General features: G+C 71.8%; 13 protein-coding genes. 1 reads left to right on the top strand and 12 read right to left on the bottom strand.

Annotation, left to right across the window (positions count from 1 at the left end):
• Nucleotides 1-38: 38 nt before the first annotated feature.
• The 6 genes from CYJ76_RS07565 to CYJ76_RS07540 all read right to left on the bottom strand — a co-directional run bounded on the left by CYJ76_RS07565 (nt 39) and on the right by CYJ76_RS07540 (nt 7,824).
• Complete coding sequence (locus CYJ76_RS07565; protein ID WP_070703312.1) at nt 39-1,103, bottom strand: ABC transporter ATP-binding protein; 1,065 nt, start codon at nt 1,101-1,103, stop codon at nt 39-41.
• Nucleotides 1,100-2,194 (bottom strand): ABC transporter ATP-binding protein, encoded by a 1,095-nt coding sequence (locus tag CYJ76_RS07560; RefSeq protein ID WP_101849721.1) that lies wholly within the window; start codon nt 2,192-2,194, stop codon nt 1,100-1,102. The genes CYJ76_RS07565 and CYJ76_RS07560 overlap by 4 nt, the downstream gene beginning before the upstream one ends.
• Nucleotides 2,195-2,232: 38 nt before the next feature.
• A complete protein-coding gene (locus tag CYJ76_RS07555; protein ID WP_101849720.1) occupies nt 2,233-3,228 on the bottom strand; it encodes an ABC transporter permease in 996 nt (331 codons plus the stop codon).
• A gap of 158 nt (nt 3,229-3,386) precedes the next feature.
• On the bottom strand, nt 3,387-5,168 hold the full coding sequence (locus CYJ76_RS07550) for an ABC transporter substrate-binding protein (protein WP_101849719.1): 1,782 nt from the start codon (nt 5,166-5,168) through the stop codon (nt 3,387-3,389).
• Nucleotides 5,169-5,232: 64 nt separating this feature from the next.
• Entirely contained in the window at nt 5,233-6,273 is a 1,041-nt protein-coding gene (locus tag CYJ76_RS07545) for an ABC transporter permease (protein ID WP_237769713.1), read from the bottom strand.
• A gap of 150 nt (nt 6,274-6,423) precedes the next feature.
• Nucleotides 6,424-7,824: a replication-associated recombination protein A gene (locus CYJ76_RS07540; protein ID WP_101849718.1), complete on the bottom strand. Its 1,401-nt coding sequence runs from the start codon at nt 7,822-7,824 to the stop codon at nt 6,424-6,426.
• 53 nt (nt 7,825-7,877) lie between these two features.
• Here CYJ76_RS07540 and CYJ76_RS12485 point away from each other — a divergent pair, with 53 nt between their 5' ends.
• Complete coding sequence (locus CYJ76_RS12485; RefSeq protein WP_180802247.1) at nt 7,878-8,705, top strand: GNAT family N-acetyltransferase; 828 nt, start codon at nt 7,878-7,880, stop codon at nt 8,703-8,705.
• Nucleotides 8,706-8,738: 33 nt separating this feature from the next.
• On the opposite strand, the gene aspS is transcribed toward CYJ76_RS12485, so the two are convergent.
• The 6 genes from aspS to CYJ76_RS13095 form a co-directional block, all read right to left on the bottom strand.
• Nucleotides 8,739-10,568, bottom strand: a complete 1,830-nt coding sequence (aspS, locus tag CYJ76_RS07530; RefSeq protein WP_070703747.1) for an aspartate--tRNA ligase — start codon at nt 10,566-10,568, stop codon at nt 8,739-8,741.
• A gap of 261 nt (nt 10,569-10,829) precedes the next feature.
• Complete coding sequence (locus CYJ76_RS07525) at nt 10,830-11,513, bottom strand: NUDIX domain-containing protein (protein WP_202820468.1); 684 nt, start codon at nt 11,511-11,513, stop codon at nt 10,830-10,832.
• Nucleotides 11,510-13,168 (bottom strand): CTP synthase, encoded by a 1,659-nt coding sequence (locus CYJ76_RS07520; RefSeq protein WP_180802246.1) that lies wholly within the window; start codon nt 13,166-13,168, stop codon nt 11,510-11,512. Before CYJ76_RS07520 ends, CYJ76_RS07525 begins: the two co-directional genes overlap by 4 nt.
• A 59-nt stretch (nt 13,169-13,227) precedes the next feature.
• Nucleotides 13,228-15,120, bottom strand: a complete 1,893-nt coding sequence (locus CYJ76_RS07515) for a DNA repair protein RecN (protein ID WP_101849716.1) — start codon at nt 15,118-15,120, stop codon at nt 13,228-13,230.
• Nucleotides 15,117-16,091 carry an NAD kinase gene (locus CYJ76_RS07510; protein ID WP_101849715.1) on the bottom strand — a complete coding sequence of 325 codons (975 nt, stop codon included), beginning with the start codon at nt 16,089-16,091 and terminating at the stop codon, nt 15,117-15,119. Before CYJ76_RS07510 ends, CYJ76_RS07515 begins: the two co-directional genes overlap by 4 nt.
• Entirely contained in the window at nt 16,069-16,908 is an 840-nt protein-coding gene (locus CYJ76_RS13095; protein WP_101849714.1) for a TlyA family RNA methyltransferase, read from the bottom strand. The genes CYJ76_RS07510 and CYJ76_RS13095 overlap by 23 nt, the downstream gene beginning before the upstream one ends.
• Nucleotides 16,909-17,133 lie beyond the last annotated feature (225 nt).

Raw genomic sequence — 17,133 nt, 5'->3', positions numbered from 1 at the left:
GACCGGCACGGTCGACGGTGCAGGATATCGCGTGGGGCTCAGGCCACCTCGGTGGAGATCACGCGGCTCTCCGGGAAGTGGCAGGCGATGCGGTGCTGCGGGTCCGTGGCGCTCGGGTCGAGCTCCGGGCGGTCGGTGGCGCACACCTCCTGGGCCTTCCAGCAGCGGGTGCGGAAGGTGCAGCCGCTCGGCGGGTCGATCGGGCTGGGCACGTCGCCCTCGAGGCGGATCCGCTCCTGCCTGGCCATGCCGCGCACCACGTTGATGTCCGGCGCGGCCGAGAGCAGCGCCTGGGTGTAGGGGTGCTGCGGGTTGCCGTAGATCTGCTCCCGGTCACCGATCTCGGCGATGCGGCCCAGGTACATCACGGCCACGCGGTCGCAGAAGTGCCGCACGACGCCCAGGTCGTGGGCCACGAACACGAAGGCCAGGTTGAACTCCCGGCGCAGCCGGTCCATGAGGTTCATCACCTGCGCCTGGATGGACACGTCGAGCGCCGAGACGGGCTCGTCGGCCACGATCACCTTGGGCTCCACCGCCAGCGCACGGGCGATGCCGATGCGCTGGCGCTGGCCACCGGAGAACTCGTTGGGGTACCGGTTGATGTGCTCGGGGTTGAGGCCCACCAGCTCCAGCAGCTCCTGCACCCGGCCCTTGACCTGCTTCTCCGGCATGAGCTTGTGCACCCGGATGGGCGTGGCGATGATGTTGCCCACCGTGTAGCGGGGGTTCAGCGACGCGTACGGGTCCTGGAAGATCATCTGGATGTCGCGGCGCAGCGGGCGCAGCCGACCCTCGGAGTACTGCGCGATGTCGTGGCCCTCGAACATGATCGACCCGGAGGTCGGCTTCTCCAGGCGGGTCACGAGCCGGCCGGTGGTCGTCTTGCCGCAGCCGGACTCCCCCACCAGGCCGAGCGTCTCGCCGGCGGCCAGGTCGAAGCTCACGCCGTCCACGGCCTTGACCGTCTTCTTGGTGGGCAGCAGGCCGTTGTACTCGGTGATCGGGAAGTGCTTGACCAGGTCGGTGACCTGCAGGAGGACCTCGCGGTCGGCCGTGGCCTGGCGCGGGTGCACGATCGTGTCGTCGAGGCGGGTGCTCATCGCAGGGTCTCCTGGCTCGTCGGGGTCGGCTCACCGGGCACGAGGCCGAGGGCCGAGAGGTGGCAGCGCACGAGGCGGTTCTCGGTGCCGGGGGGCGCGGAGAGGCCGGGCACCTCGGTGCGGCACAGGTCGTCGGGCACCTGCGCGGCGAACTCGCAGCGTGGGTGGAACGAGCAGCCGCTGGGCAGCTTGGTCAGGCTGGGCGGCGCGCCCTTGATCGGCTTGAGCTCCTCGCCCAGCGTCTCGCTGATGCTGGGCACCGAGCCGAGCAGGCCGCGGGTGTAGGGGTGGCGCGGGTCGGAGAGCACCTGGTGGGTCTCGCCGCGCTCCACACCGCGGCCGGCGTACATCACCAGCGTGTCGTGGGCCACCTCGGCCACGACGGCCAGGTCGTGGGTGATGAGGATGATCGCCGAGCCGAACTCCTGCTGCAGGTCCTTGAGCAGGTCGAGAATGCCGGCCTGCACCGTCACGTCGAGGGCCGTGGTGGGCTCGTCGGCGATGAGCAGCTTGGGGTCGTTCACCAGACCGAGGGCGATCATGGCGCGCTGGCGCATACCGCCGGAGAACTCGAAGGGGTACTGCTTGGCGCGCTTCTGCGGGTTGGGGATGCCCACGCGGTCGAGCATCTCCACCGCGCGCGCCATCGCCTTGGACCGCGAGACGTTGTGGTGCACCCGGTAGGCCTCGATGATCTGGTCCCCCACCCGCTTGTAGGGGTGCAGCGAGGACTGCGCGTCCTGGAAGATCATCGAGGCGACGCTGCCGCGCACCTTGCGGAACTGCGACTGGGAGGCGCCCACCATCTCGCGGCCGTCGAGCTGGATCGACCCGGACATACGCGTGCGCTTGGGGTCGTGCAGGCCCATCACGGCCATGGTGGAGACGGACTTGCCGGAGCCGGACTCGCCCACGATGGCGAGCGTGCGGCCCGGGTACACCTCGTAGTTGAGGCCGTTCACGGCGCGCACCAGGCCGTCCTCGGTGGGGAAGGCCACCTTGAGGTCGCGCACGGACAGCAGCGGCTGCCCCAGCTCAGGGCGGTGGAACACCTCGTCGGGGTCGGCCGGGGTGGTGGGAAGGGTGGTCATGGGGAGGTCCTCGGTTCCGGGTCGGTGTGCCTGGGCGGTCACTGGAGGCGGACGCGCGGGTCGATGACGCCGTAGAGCAGGTCGACGATGAGGTTGCCCAGCGTCACCAGCACGGCTCCGACGATGACGGTGCCGGCGATGACCGGCAGGTCGTCGTGGCCGAACGACTCGATGGCCAGCTTGCCCATCCCGGGCAGGCCGAAGATCGTCTCGGTGAAGATCGCACCCATGAGCTCGGCGGAGACCGAGAGGCCCACCAGCGTCACGAACGGAGCGATGGCGGCGCGCAGGGCGTGCTTGTAGCTCACGGTGGTCTCGCCCAGGCCCTTGGCCCGGGCGGTGCGCACGTAGTCGGAGTTCTGCACGTCGATCATCGAGGCGCGCACGTAGCGGATGTAGGACGCCGACGCCCAGGTGCCGTAGAACAGCCACACACCGATGAGGCCGAGGAACCACGCCACCGGGTCCTTCCACGGTTCCACCCACGCCGAGCGGGGCACGATGCCGGTGAACACCATCGCGTAGAGGAAGAAGATCAGCGCGCACACGTAGTACGGGATCGAGCTGACGGTCTGGCTGAACCCGACGATGATCCGGTCGATGAAGGTGCCGCGGTACTTGGCGGCCACCACTCCGGCCACCAGAGCGATCACCACGTACACCACCATGCCGCCGAAGACCAGGGAGGCGGTCACGGGGAAGGCGGCGAGCACCAGGTCGGTCACGGGGGCGTTGCGGTAGTAGCTCCACCCCAGGCAGGGGGCCTCGCACACCTTGGTGAAGCCACCGTTGCTGATCTCACGACCCATGAAGATGCCACCGATGAAGTCCTTGAACTGCTGCTGCGGCGGCACGTTCAGTCCGAGGGCCTCGGCGATCTGGTCGACGCGCTCGGGCGTGCACGAGGGCGACTCACCGCAGATGGCGCCGGCCGGGTCGCTGGGACCCAGGAAGAACACGACGAAGGTGATGAGGATGACCGTGAAGATCACGGCCGCCGAGATGGCCAGTCGGCGCAGGATGTAGACGAGCACCCGGGACTCCTGAGTGGTGGTGGGGTGTGGGCTGCTGGGTGGGTACCGGGCGGGTCACGCCCGGAGGGGGCGGTGGCGGGGCGCGTGGGCCCCGCCACCGCAGGTGCGGCGGACCGCGTGGTCGGGGTCGGCTCAGGGAGCCTCCCCCGACCGGCGGGTCACTCGCCGTCGACCCAGACGCCGGCGAGGTCCGGCATGCCCAGGTTCGGGTCGATGTTCACGTTGTGCACCTTGGTGCCGAAGATGGCGTTGGCCTTGCTGGCGTCCGTCGGGATGGCCGGCAGGAACTCGTCACGCACCTTCTTGTCGAACTTCGACCACTCCGCACCCTGCTTCTCGGCCGGGAGGGCCTTGATGCGGTTCATCTCCTTGTCCAGACCGGCCTCCTTGAGGAAGCCGACCGAGTGGCCGGAGAGCTGCGAGGAGCCCAGGAAGATGGCCGGGTACACGGCGTCACCCTGCGGCCAGTCGTAGCACCAGCCGGCCGGGCCCATCATCATGTTGGTGTCGGCGTCGGTCTTGGCGATGAGCTCGCGCATCTCGGCGCGCGGCACACCCTGGTCCTTCACCGTGAAGCCGGCCTTCTCGAGAGCCTGCTTCCGGGCGGTGTTGGTCTTCTGGGCCACCGGGTTGTCCACCGAGTAGTAGTAGGACAGCTCGAAGCCCTCCTTGCCGGCGTCCTTGAGCATCTGCTTGGCCTTCTCCGGGTCACCCTGGCCCTGACCGGGCAGGTTCTCCGAGGGCTCCGGCTTGAAGCCCGGCACCGAGGTGGACATGTACGACGTGGCCGGGTCGAAGTCCAGCTCGGTCTCACCGGCGGCCTTGCGGATCTGGTCGTACGGCCACGCGGCGGCGACCGCCTTGCGGACCTCCAGGGGGATCTTGCGGGTGTCCATGGAGACGTAGGACACGCACGGGCTGGAGTTGCTCGCCAAGCGGTCCTTCAGCTCACCCTGGAACTGCTGGGCCACACCACCGGGCACGCCGTCGTACATCAGCGAGGTGGCGTCGGGGCCGTTGCTCGCCGCGATCTGCTGGCCGAACGCGTCGTAGTCACCGGAGAAGGTGAACTCGATGGTGTCCGGGTACTGGTGGCGGGCCGGGTCGGAGTCGGCGGTCCACTGGTCGTTCTTCTCCAGGACCAGGCGGGCGCCCTTCTGGTACTCCTTGAACTTGTACGGGCCGGTGGCCAGCGGGTGGTCGCCGTACTTCTCCTTGGTGTCCTTGTCCTTGGGGATCGGCGACATCTGGGTGAAGGCGGCGAAGTAGGGGAAGGTCGGCCACTTCTGCTTGAGGTGGATCTCGATGGTCTTCTCGTCCTTGACCGTCACGCCGGCGAAGTCCTCACCGTCCTGGAAGGGACCCTTGTACTTGTCACCGTCCTTGAAGTACTCGTTCTGGTAGGTGGGGCCGCCGGGCAGCTCCTCCTGGGCGAACGAGCGCTTGATGCCGTAGGCCACGTCCTCGGCGGTGATCGGCGAGCCGTCCTCGTACTTCAGGTCGTCCTTGAGGGTGAAGGTCCAGGTCTTGCCGTCCTTGGACTCGGTGCCCAGGTCGGTGGCCAGGTCCGGGACCAGCTCGGAGGTGCCGTCGGCGTTGGTGCGGTACTGGGTCAGGCGACGCGTCGTGAGGTTCATGATCGCGTTGACGTCCTGGTAGAACTGCGCGGACGGGTCGAAGGTGGCCGGGGCGGCCGCGGAGAGGATCTTCAGGGTGCCGCCCTTCTTGGCACCCTCCACCTCCTTGGCCGGACCCTTGGCGTCCGGCACCATGCCGGCGGAGGCCTCCTTGGGCGCCTCGCTGGTGGTCTCGCCACCACCGGAGGTCGTGTCACCGCCACCGGTCTGGCTCTGGTTGTTGTCCGACGGGCTACCGCCGCCGCACGCCGCAAGGGTCAGGGAGCCGACGGCCGCGACGGCTGCGAACTGGGTGAGTCGCATGGTGGGTATCTCCTTCTGGGCGCCCCGGTGAGTCCGGGGACGTGTGTGAGGTCGTGACCGACGGTCAGCGACGGGTGTGGGGGTTGAACGCGTCGTTCACGGCATCGCCCAGCAGGCTGAGCGAGAGCACGAGGAGGGAGAGTCCGATGACCGGCATCCACAGGTAGAGCGGGTGCTGCATGAACGAGTGCTGCGCACCCTGGATGGTCAGACCCCAGGAGACGGCCGGCTCGCGCAGGCCGACCCCGAGCAGGGACAGACCGGCTTCGGCGGCGATGAACGCCGGGATCGCGGTGGTCAGCGAGACGATGATCGGGCTGAGCAGGTTGGGCAGGATCTCCTTGCGGAGGATCTGGCCCGTGGGGACGCCCAGAGCCCGGGCGGCCTGCACGTACTCGCGCTCGCGCATCGAGATGACCTCACCACGCACCAGGCGGGCCAGACCGGGCCAGCCGAACAGGATGAGCACCACGGTGAGCACCCAGAAGCGGATGTCGGCCACCTGATCGTCGGGGATGAACCCGCCCTTGATCCCCGCGACGCGGTTCACGGCGATCGGCACCAGGGCGATGGCGAAGAGCAGGAAGGGCAGGGACTGCACCACGTCGATGAGGAAGGACACGATGTTGTCCACGATGCCGCCGAGGTAGCCGGCCAGCAGGCCCAAGGTCGTGCCGATCACCGTGACGGCCACAGCGGCCGTCACCGAGATGATCAGCGACGGGCGGATGCCGAGGAGCCACCGACCGAGGAGGTCACGGCCGTTCCCGGTGTCGACGCCGAAGGGGTACTCCCAGCTGGCGGTGAACAGGGGGTAGCCGCCCACGTCGATGAGGTTGGTGTCTCCCACCAGGGGGTCCACACCGCGCAGGTTGTTGATGGTCCCCGCGAACAGGCCGAGGAGCACGAAGGTCAGCGCACAGCCGAGCGACATCATCGCGACCTTGTCGTACGCCAGGCGCCGCAGGGCGATCTGGGTCGGCGTCTTGGTCTCGAAGCGCGTCGAGGCCGTCGCGGCCGCGGTCGTTCCGCCGTCCTGAGTCGCCGGCGTCGCGGTGGCCGGGTCGGCGTCGCGGGAGAGCTTCGAGTCGTCCAGGCTCTGCACTGATGTCTCCTCGGTGATGGTCGTGCCCGCTTGGGCACGCCCATCATGTGGACCCGAGGGTGTCTCCGCCAGAGAACGCGTCAGGCTGTAACCGATTCGTGACGTAGCCGTGACGCGGCCTACACCTTGCGGCCGGCGCCGCGGGATCCCTCAGCGGCGCAGACGGGCCCGCAGGCGCTGCCACCGCTCGGCCAGGGTGGCCTCGAAACCCCGCCCGGTGGGCCGGTAGTAGCTGGCGTCAGCAAGGTCCTCGGGCAGGTACTGCTGGGTGGCCACACCGCCGTCGGCCTCGTGCGCGTACTGGTAGCCGACCCCGTGGCCCAGCGACGCCGCACCGGAGTAGTGCGCGTCACGCAGGTGGGGCGGCACGCTACGTCCCTTGCCGGCCCGCACGTCGGCCAGCGCCGCGTCGATCCCGGTGTAGACGGCGTTCGAGGGCGGCGCGAGCGCCACGTGCACCACGGCCTGGGCCAGCACGATCCGCGCCTCGGGCATGCCGATCTGCGCCACGGCGTGCATCGCGGCCACGGCGGTCTGCAGGGCCGCGGGGTCGGCCATGCCCACGTCCTCGCTGGCGGCGATGACCACGCGACGCGCGATGAAACGCGGGTCCTCCCCCGCCTCGATCTGCCGGGCCAGGTAGTGCAGGGCGGCATCCACGTCCGAGCCCCGCATCGACTTGATGAAGGCGCTCGTCACGTCGTAGTGCGCGTCACCGTCCCGGTCGTAGCCCACCACCGCCGTGTCCAGCGCCTGCTCCACGTGCGTTGCGGCGATCTCCACCGGGTCGTCCCCCTCGGCGCCCGGTGGCACGGCGGACTCCGCGGCGCCCGCGGCCGCCTCCAGCGTGGTGAGCGCACGGCGCCCGTCTCCCCCGGCCAGCCGCACGATGCCGTCGCGGGCCTCGTCGGTGAGCACGAACCGCGCGGCCAGGCCCCTTTCGTCGGCCACGGCTCGCTCCAGCAGGGTGCGCACGTCCTCGTCGGCCAGGCTCGTGAGGCGCACGAGGATCGAGCGGCTCAGCAGCGGGGTCACCACTGTGAAGCTGGGGTTCTCCGTGGTGGCGGCCACGAGGATGACGGTGCGGTCCTCCACGCCCGGCAGCAGGGCGTCCTGCTGGGCCTTGGTGAACCGGTGGATCTCGTCCAGGAAGAGCACGGTCTGCCGGCCGTACATCGCCTTCTCCCGCCGGGCGGCGTCCATCACCGCACGCACGTCCTTGACCCCGGCGGTGACGGCCGAGAGCTGCACGAAGGTGCGGCCCGCGGCATCGGCCACGAGGCGCGAGAGCGTGGTCTTGCCGGTGCCCGCCGGGCCCCAGAGGATCGCCGAGGACGACCCGGCCACCCCCTGCCGGCCCTCGATGAGGCGGCGCAGCGGGCTGCCCGGAGCCAGCGCCTCCCGCTGGCCGACCACCTCGTCGAGGGAGCGGGGCCGCAGGCGGGCGGCGAGCGGCTCGTCGGGGTTCCAGTCCGCGCCGGGCACGGCCTGCCCTCCCCCGGTGCCGGCTCCCCCGCCGGCGGTGCTGAACAGGTCGGGGGTGTCGGTCATGCCCCCAGCGTAGGTGGCGCACACCTGGGCGACGCCGGTGGCACACTGCGCCCGTGCGCCAGATCCGGACCCGTGCAGAACTCCTCGAGGCCTCGGGCCACGACCCCTACGTGCGCTGGGGCGTGCCCGCCGATCTCCCCGCCCCCGCCCTGGAGCACCGGGGTGCCGTCGCCACGCTCCGGGTGCGTCACCGCCTCGGCCGGGTGCGGCGCAGCGCCTTCCTGTTCGGAGCGCGCGCCGGGATGGAGGCCCTGGTGCACGAGGTCCTCGACGACCTGCTGGCCGAGTGGGGCGCCGAGGGCATCAGCGTGCCGGCCGAGCACGGGCACCTGCTCGACGCGCACGGCATCGAGCCCGGCGGGCGCTGGGACTGGATGTGGGTGACCGCGCCACGCACCAGCTCCCCCGCCGCCTCGTCCGCCCCGACCTCCGGTGGCCGCCTCGGCCTCGACGCCGTGGTCACCCTCGACGACGCCTCCGACGCCGCGGAGATGGTGGCCTTCTCCGAGCAGTGGTCCCCCACCGCCGAGGGCGAACCCGGCGCTGGCCTGAGCACCCTGTGGCAGGGCGTGCGCGAGGGCGCGCTGGAGGGCCGGCCGACCCAGGGGCCGCTGCTGGCCCTCGGGGCGAGCCAGCCCTTCACCGACGAGGTGCCGCACCTGGCCGGCATCGTCACCCGCGGGGACGTGCGCGGGCAGGGGCTCGGACGCCTGGTGACGGAGTCGCTCACCCTCGCCGAGGTCCGGCGCACCGGCGTCTGCACCCTGGGCATGTACAGCGACAACGACACCGCCCGGGCGCTCTACCGGTCGATCGGCTACGAGACCGCCTGGGCATGGGACAGCCGGCCGTGGCACGGGGCCACGGCCGGCTGCTGCTGAGGGCGCCGGGCCAACCATGGGCGCGGCCGGCGCTCAGCTCGTAGCCGGGGCCACCTCCGAGGTGTCCTGCGCGGCGTCCTCGTCCTCCTCGGGCTCGAAGTCCACGCCGGCCTCCTCGCGCTGCTGCGCGGAGATGGGCGCCGGGGCGTCGGTCAGCGGGTCGTAGCCGCCACCGGACTTCGGGAAGGCGATGACGTTGCGGATCGAGTCGCTGCCCGAGAGCAGGGCCACCACGCGGTCCCAGCCGAACGCAATGCCGCCGTGGGGCGGGGCGCCGTAGGAGAACGCCTCCAGGAGGAAGCCGAACTTCTCCTGCGCCTCCTCGGTCGACAGGCCCATGACCTTGAAGATGCGCTCCTGCACGTCGCGGCGGTGCACACGGATGGAGCCACCGCCGATCTCGTTGCCGTTGCAGACCATGTCGTAGGCGTAGGACAGGGCCTCGCCCGGGTCGGTGTCGAAGGTGTCCATGCACTCGGGCTTCGGGGAGGTGAAGGCGTGGTGCACGGCGGTCCAGGCGCCCTCGCCCACGGCGACGTCACCAGAGGCCACGGCGTCGGCGGCCGGCTCGAACAGTGGTGCGTCCACCACCCACAGGAACGACCAGGCGTCCTCGTCGATGAGGCCGCAGCGGCGGCCGATCTCCAGGCGGGCCGCACCCAGCAGGGCGCGGGCCTCCTTGGCCGGGCCGGCGGCGAAGAAGATGCAGTCGCCGGGGTTGGCGCCCACGTGGGCGGCAATGCCGGCCTTCTCCTCCTCGGAGATGTTCTTGCTCACCGGGCCGGACAGCTCGCCGTCCTCGCCGACGAGCACGTAGGCCAGACCCTTGGCGCCGCGCTGCTTGGCCCACTCCTGCCAGGCGTCGAGCTGCTTGCGCGGCTGGCTCGCACCACCGGGCATGACGACCGAGCCCACGTACGGCGCCTGGAACACGCGGAAGGGCGTGTCGGCGAAGAACTCGGTGCAGTCGGTGAGGGTGAGGTCGAAGCGCAGGTCGGGCTTGTCCGAGCCGTACTTCTCCATCGCCTCGCGGTAGGTCATGCGCGGCATCGGGGTGGGCACGTCCACTCCGATGAGGGCCCAGACCTCCTGGGCGATCTCCTCGCCGAGGGCCATGACGTCGTCCTGGGTGACGAAGGACATCTCGATGTCGAGCTGGGTGAACTCCGGCTGGCGGTCGGCGCGGAAGTCCTCGTCGCGATAGCAGCGGGCGATCTGGTAGTAGCGCTCCATGCCGCCGACCATGAGCAGCTGCTTGAACAGCTGCGGGCTCTGCGGCAGGGCGTACCAGCTGCCGGGGGCCAGGCGGGCCGGCACGAGGAAGTCGCGGGCGCCCTCGGGGGTGGAGCGCGTCAGGGTGGGCGTCTCGACCTCCACGAAGTCGTGGCCCTCCAGCACGCGGCGGGCGGCGGCGTTGGCCTTGCTGCGCAGGCGCAGGGCGGCACCGGCGGAGCGGGCGCCCGGGCGGCGCAGGTCCAGGTAGCGGTGCTTCAGGCGGGCCTCCTCGCCCACCTCGACGCGCTCGTCGATCTGGAACGGCAAGGGCGCGGCGGGGTTGAGCACCTCGAGCTCGCCGGCCACGACCTCGACCTCGCCGGTGGGCAGGTCGGGGTTCACGTTGCCGTCGGGGCGCACGCGCACGTCGCCGGTGATGCGCACGACGTACTCGTTGCGCAGGTCGTGGGCGCCACCGGACTCGAGGACCTCGTCGCGGGCCACCACCTGGGCCACGCCGGAGGCGTCGCGCAGGTCGAGGAAGGCCACGCCGCCGTGGTCGCGGCGGCGGGCCACCCAGCCGGTGAGGGTGACGGTCTGGCCGGCGTGCTCGGCGCGGAGCGTGCCGACCTGGTGGGTGCGGAGCATGGGTCGTCCTTTCGGGTCGGGTCTCCCGTCACGGACGCCGCCCCGAGGGGTGCCGTCCGTGAGGGGGAACGGCAGCCCGGGAGGTGTGGGCGGGGGCCAGGTCGCGGTGCCACCACACCTTCGCCGGGCAGGACGCCCGGCCTCTCGTCGGTCCGCCGGACGCGCGACCGGCAGGATCCCGCGGGTCGTCACTCCGCCCTCGCCGATGCGGCGGATTCTGCCAGTCGGGCCGGCTGGTGTGCCAATCGATTCCGCGGGCCCTCAGCGGTGCCCGAGCGGACCCACCTCGTAGGGCGCGTCGGCCGGGCGCGTGGGCGCCCCGCGGTGGAGCACGCGGTCCAGGGCGAGGGCCCCGATGACGGTGCTCGGGTTGTGCACCCCACCGGCGTGCACCGCATCGAGCAGGTCGGACAGGCGCACCCAGTGGCCAGTCATCTCGGCCTCCTCGCCCTGGCGCTCGAAGGAGTCCTCGGCCACGTCCTCCACGTCGGTGGCCCAGAACACCCGGATCGCCTCCGCGGAGCCGCCGGGGGTGGTGTGGAAGTCCACCAGCGTCACCCAGCGCGAGGCGGTGAGGGCGGCCTCCTCGGCCAGCTCACGGGCCGCGGCGGCCTGCATCGGCTCCCCGGGCTGGTCGAGCAGACCGGCCGGCACCTCCCAGGCCGTGGTGCGGACCGGGTGCCGGTACTGACGCACCAAGTAGACCTCCACCTCGCCGGGCTCGCCGGTCACCGGACGGGTGGCCAGCACCGCCACTGCCCCCGGGTGACGGGTCCACTCGCGCCAGGCGGTCCCGTCCTGCAGGGCCACGTCGGCCCCCACCACGGGGTAGCGCGCGCCGTCGTGGAGCACCCGCTCGGCGCCCGCGCCGAGGTCGGTCACCTCGTCGCGCAGCGCCGAGCCGGCCTGCACCCTCGGCGCCGAGGCCCCCAGCCCGTGGGTCACGCTGACGTCCCGGACGCTCCCCGGCGCTCGATGGCCGCGCCCACCAGGCCGGCGAACAGCGGGTGCGCACGGTGCGGGCGGGACTTCAGCTCCGGGTGGGCCTGGGTGCCCACGTAGAAGGGGTGGGTCTCGGCCGGCAGCTCCACGAACTCCACGAGGCCACCGTCGGGCGAGGTACCCGAGAGCACCAGGCCGGTGGACTCCAACTGCTCACGGTAGGCGTTGTTCACCTCGTAACGGTGGCGGTGGCGCTCGCTCACCTGCGTGCTGCCATAGGCGGTCGCGGCCACGGAGCCCTCGGCCAGGGTGGCGTCGTAGGCGCCCAGGCGCATCGTGCCGCCCAGGTCGCCCTTGCCGCCCACGAACTCCAGCTGCTCAGCCATCGTGGCGATCACCGGGTGCTCGGTGGCGTCCTCGAACTCGGTGCTCGAGGCCCCCTCGAGGCCGGCGGCGTTGCGCGCGTGCTCGATGACCATGCACTGCATGCCCAGGCAGATGCCCAGCGTGGGCACCTTCTGCTCGCGCGCCCAGGTCAGGGCACCGAGCTTGCCCTCGATGCCGCGGATGCCGAAGCCACCGGGCACGAGCACGGCGTCCACCCCGCCCAGCGCCTCCTGCGCCCCCTCGGGGGTCTGGCAACGGTCGCTGGCCACCCAACGCAGGGACACCTTCGCCCGGTGGTGGAAGCCGCCGGCGCGCAGCGCCTCGGAGATCGAGAGGTAGGCGTCGGGCAGGTCGACGTACTTGCCGACCACGGCCACCTCCACCTGGTGCTCGGGCTGGTGAACACGGGTGAGCAGGTCGTCCCAGGCGGTCCAGTCGACGTCCTTGAACGGCAGCCCGAGGCGGCGGATGACCACGGCGTCCAAGCCCTCGCCGTGGAGCACCTTGGGGATGTCGTAGATGCTCGGCGCGTCCGGGCAGGTGGCCACGGCCTCGCGGTCGACGTCGCAGGACATCGAGATCTTGTTCTTGATGCCCTCGGGGAGCTGGCGGTCGGCGCGCACCACGACGGCGTCGGGCTGGATGCCGTACTCGCGCAGGCGGGCCACCGAGTGCTGGGTCGGCTTGGTCTTGAGCTCGCCGGAGGGGCCGATGAAGGGCACCAGGGAGACGTGCAGGAAGAACACGTTGTCGCGGCCCAGCTGGTGGCGCACCTGGCGGGCCGCCTCGAGGAAGGGCAGGGACTCGATGTCGCCGACGGTCCCGCCGATCTCGGTGATGATCACGTCCGGGCGGTCCGCGCCCTCGGGCACGGTGGCCGCGGCCCGCATGCGCTCGACGATCTCGTTGGTGATGTGCGGGATCACCTGCACGGTGTCGCCCAGGTACTCGCCGCGGCGCTCCTTGGCGATGACCGAGTGGTACACCTGCCCGGTCGTCACGTTGGCGCCCGCCGTGAGGTTGTCGTCCAGGAAGCGCTCGTAGTGGCCGATGTCGAGGTCGGTCTCACCACCGTCCTCGGTCACGAACACCTCGCCGTGCTGGAAGGGGTTCATGGTCCCCGGGTCCACGTTGATGTACGGGTCCAACTTCTGCATGGTGACCTTCAGGCCACGCGAACGCAGGAGGAGTCCGAGGGAGGACGCGGTCAGTCCCTTCCCGAGGGAGGAGACGACGCCGCCGGTCACGAAGATGTGTCGAGTCTGTGCCACCACGGGCTGCCAATCTACCCCCTTGCCCGCGGCGCCACGCCGCCGCCCCGCCGGGGCCCTCAGGACCCGCGTCGCTCCCGGGCGGCCTCCACGAGCTCGGCGGCGTGTTCCCGAGCGCTGCGGCTGTCGGAGACACCTCCCAGCATCCGTGCGAGCTCGGCCAACCGCGCCTCGCCCTCCACCGGGGCCACGTCCGAGGTGGTCACCGCCCCGTCGTCGCTCTTGGCGATCACCAGGTGCCGGTCGGCATAGGCAGCCACCTGCGGCAGGTGGGTCACCACGATCACCTGGCGCTCCGCGGCGATCCTGGCCAGACGGGCCCCGATGGCGTGTGCTGCCTCACCGCCGACACCGGCGTCCACCTCGTCGAACACCATGGTCGGCACGCCGCCCTCGGCGTCGCCCACCACCACCTCGAGCGCCAGCATGAGGCGGCTGAGCTCACCTCCCGAGGCGGCCTTGGCCACCGTCCGGACGGGCACGCCGGGGTTGGGGGCCATCCGGATCTCCACCGCGTCCGCGCCGTGCGGGCCGGGCCGGGCCCCCTCCACCGCCACAGTGACCTCTGCCTTGGGCATGGCCAGGGCACGGACCTCGGCAGTGACCCGCTCCCCCAGGTCCGACGCCACCTGCCGCCGGAGCGCCGTGAGCGCGTCGGCAGCCACGCGCGCCGTGGTCCGCGCCTCCTCAAGCTCACCGGCCAGTCGCTCCCGGTCCTCGTCGGAGGTCCCGAGGCCATCGAGCTCCTGGTCCGCCAGCTCACCCCAGGCCAGGGCGATGTCCGCCGAGGGTGCCACCGCCGCACCCTCACCCTCGACGAGCGCGCCCCCTGCCCCGCTCGCACCCTCGAGACCCTCAACCTCCACCTGAGGGTCGAGCAGGGGGTGGCCCGCGGGCAGCAGCTCGGGACGGCCGAACTCCTGGGCCAGGGAACGCAGGGCCGCACGGCGTTCGTGCAGGACCTGCAGCTCCCCGGGGTCGAGGTCCAGCCCGCCCACCCATGAGGAGAGGTCGGCGGCCAGCTCCTGCGCGAGCACCCCCAGCTCGCGCAGGCGGCCGTGCAGCTCCCCCACCTCGGCGTCGACGTGGGCCACCCGCTCCATCGCCTCACGGGCCTGCCCCACGAGCTCCACGGCGCCGGGCTCGGGCATCGCGTCGGTGGGGTCACCCGAGAGCGCACCGGCCGCCACGTGGCCCGCCTCCACCAGGTCGGCCGCGTGGTCCAGCAGGGCCACGCGCTCGCGCAGCTCCTGTTCCTCCCCCGGCTCCGGCTTCACCGTCTCCAGGAGGTCGAGGCCCTTGCGGAGCCACGCGGCCCGCTGAGAGCGCAGGGTCCGCTCGGCGTCGAAGTCGCGCAGCGCCCGGTCGAGGCGCACCACCTCGTCCCGGGCCACCCGGTAGGCCTCGAGCCGCTCGACCACCGGGGCCCCACCGAAGGCGTCGAGCACCTCACGGTGCGCGTCGGCCGAGAGCAGGCGCCACTGGTCAGCCTGCCCGTGGATGGCCACGAGACGCTCACTCACCCCGGAGAGCGTCCGCACCGGTACCCGCGCGCCGCCCACCGATGCCGCCGACCGACCGGCCGTGGTGACGCGCCGGGTCACCAGCAGCTCACCGTCCTCCACGAAGCCGCCGGCGCCCTCGACCGCCTGCACGGCGTCCGACCGCTCGGCGCCCCCGGGCACCTCGTACACCCCGGTGACCACGGCGGCCTCGGCCCCGTGGCGCACCCAGCCCGACTCCGCACGCCGGCCGAGCAGCAGCGAGAGGCTCTGCACCATCATCGTCTTGCCGGCGCCGGTCTCACCGGTCACCACGGTGAGGCCCCGGTCGAGCTCCACGGTGGCGTCGTGGATGACGCCCAGGTTGCGGATCTCGACGGTGCTCAGCCACGGCTCGTTCCCCGTCCCGTGGGCCTGCGTCACCGCGTCGTCCTGGCTGGTCGTGCTCATCGGTGCGTCCCTTCCTCGGTCCCCACGTCCAGGCCCCGCGCGCGGGACCGGGCGGTGCCGCGCCATCCCTCGACCGACAGGCCGAACTTGCGCACGAGCCGGTCGGTGAAGGGTGAACTGGCCGGCCGGGCCAACCGGACCGGGTGCGCGCTGCGCGAGACCTCGACGCGCGCCCCCGGGGGCAGGTCGCTGACCGCGCGCCCGTCGCACCACAGCACCCCGATGCCGGGGGACTCCGTCACCACCTCGACCGCGAGCTCGGTCGTCGGACCCAGCACCAGCGGGCGCGAGAAGAGGGCGTGGGCGCTGAGCGGCACCGTGAGAATCGCCTCCACGTTCGGCCACACCACCGGCCCCCCGGCGCTGAAGGCGTAGGCGGTGCTCCCGGTCGGGGTGGCCATGATGATGCCGTCGCACCCCCACGTGGCCAGCGGACGCCCGTCGACCTCCAGGGCCAGCTCCACCATTCGCTCGCGCGAGCCCTTCTCCACGGTGGCCTCGTTGAGTGCCCACCCCGTGGCCGTGCGCTCACCCTCAACGTAGACCGCCACGTCGAGGGCCATGCGGTGCTCGACCGAGTAGCTCCGCTCCACGATGTGCTCCACCGTGAGCTCCACGTCCTCGCGCTCCGCCTCGGCGAGGAAGCCCACGTGCCCCAGGTTCACCCCCAGCAGCGGCACGTCGTACTCCTTGGCCACCGCGGCGCCCCGCAGGATCGTCCCGTCCCCGCCCAGCACCACCACCAGCTCGGGGCGGTGCTGCTCGCCAAGCTCCTCCATGGGCGAGTCCGCCTGCGCACGCAGCGCCTCCACCTGGTCGGGCGGAACCGCCACGACCAGGCCACGCTCACCCAGGAGCCGCGCCACCTGCACGGCCACACCCACGGCGTCCCGACGTCCCGGGTGCGCACAGAGCACCACGACACGGGGCTGGTCGGCCCCGAGGGCGTCAGAGCTCGAGTGCGCTGTCATCGTCACCGTTCCAGAAGGGGTCCTCGACATCCGGGAGCCCACTGTGCCACGCGGCCCCGACAACCTCGCGCGCGGCGTCCCCGGTCTCCAGACGCACCACGAACTCCACGTTCCCGTGGGTCCCCGGGGTCCCACTCGATGCGACACCGTGGGGACGCAGACCCGCCTGCGCGGCTGCGTCGAGAACCACCGCCATCGCCTCGTGCCGGTCGGTCCCCCGCTCCACGATCCCCTGGCGGACCCGGGCGAGCCCCACCTCGAACTGGGGCTTCACCAGCACGACCGCCGTTCCCCCGTCCTGGAGCAGCCACGCGATGGTGGGAAGCACCAGCCGCAGCGAGATGAAGCTGACGTCACACACCACGAGCCGTGCCATGCAACGCCGCAACCCGGCGTCGGTCATCTGCGACAGGTCCCGGGCGTTGACGCCCTCGCGGACCACCACCCGGGGGTCGCTCCGCAGCGCGTCGACCAGCTGGTCGTGCCCGACGTCGATGGCCCAGACGTCCTCCCACCCGGCGTCGAGCAACTCCTGGGTGAACCCACCCGTCGATGCCCCGAGGTCGACCGCTGTGCCAGCGGGGACGAACACACGGGGCCACAACGATCGCGCACGACCGAGCTTCCGCTGGGCCCGGCTCACCTCGCCCTGTCGCCGACCGTCGGCCACCCGGAGCACACTCGTCTCCCCCACCTGCTGGGAGGAACGGCTCGCCGCACGCCCGTCCACCAGAACCGAGCCCTCGGCGACGAGCTGCTGGGCATGGGAGCGGGAGCGGGCCAGTCCCCGGTCCGTGAGGGCCTTGTCGAGACGCATCGGGGGGGTCAGTCGGACGAGGCGTGACCGGGCGCCCCCGGAACGGGACCAGCCGGTGCAGGAGCCTCCAAGGACGCCTCGTGCTGGGCATGGGAGCGGGAGCGGGCCAGTCCCCGGTCCGTGAGGGCCTTGTCGAGACGCATCTTTTTTTGTCAGTCGGACGAGGCGTGACCGGGCGCCCCCGGAACGGGACCAGCCGGTGCAGGAGCCTCCAAGGACGCCTCG

Source organism: Kytococcus schroeteri (assembly GCF_002847825.1).
In the GTDB taxonomy this organism is placed as follows: Bacteria; Actinomycetota; Actinomycetes; order Actinomycetales; family Dermatophilaceae; genus Kytococcus; species Kytococcus schroeteri.
This window is presented reverse-complemented; position numbering and strand designations above follow the sequence as displayed.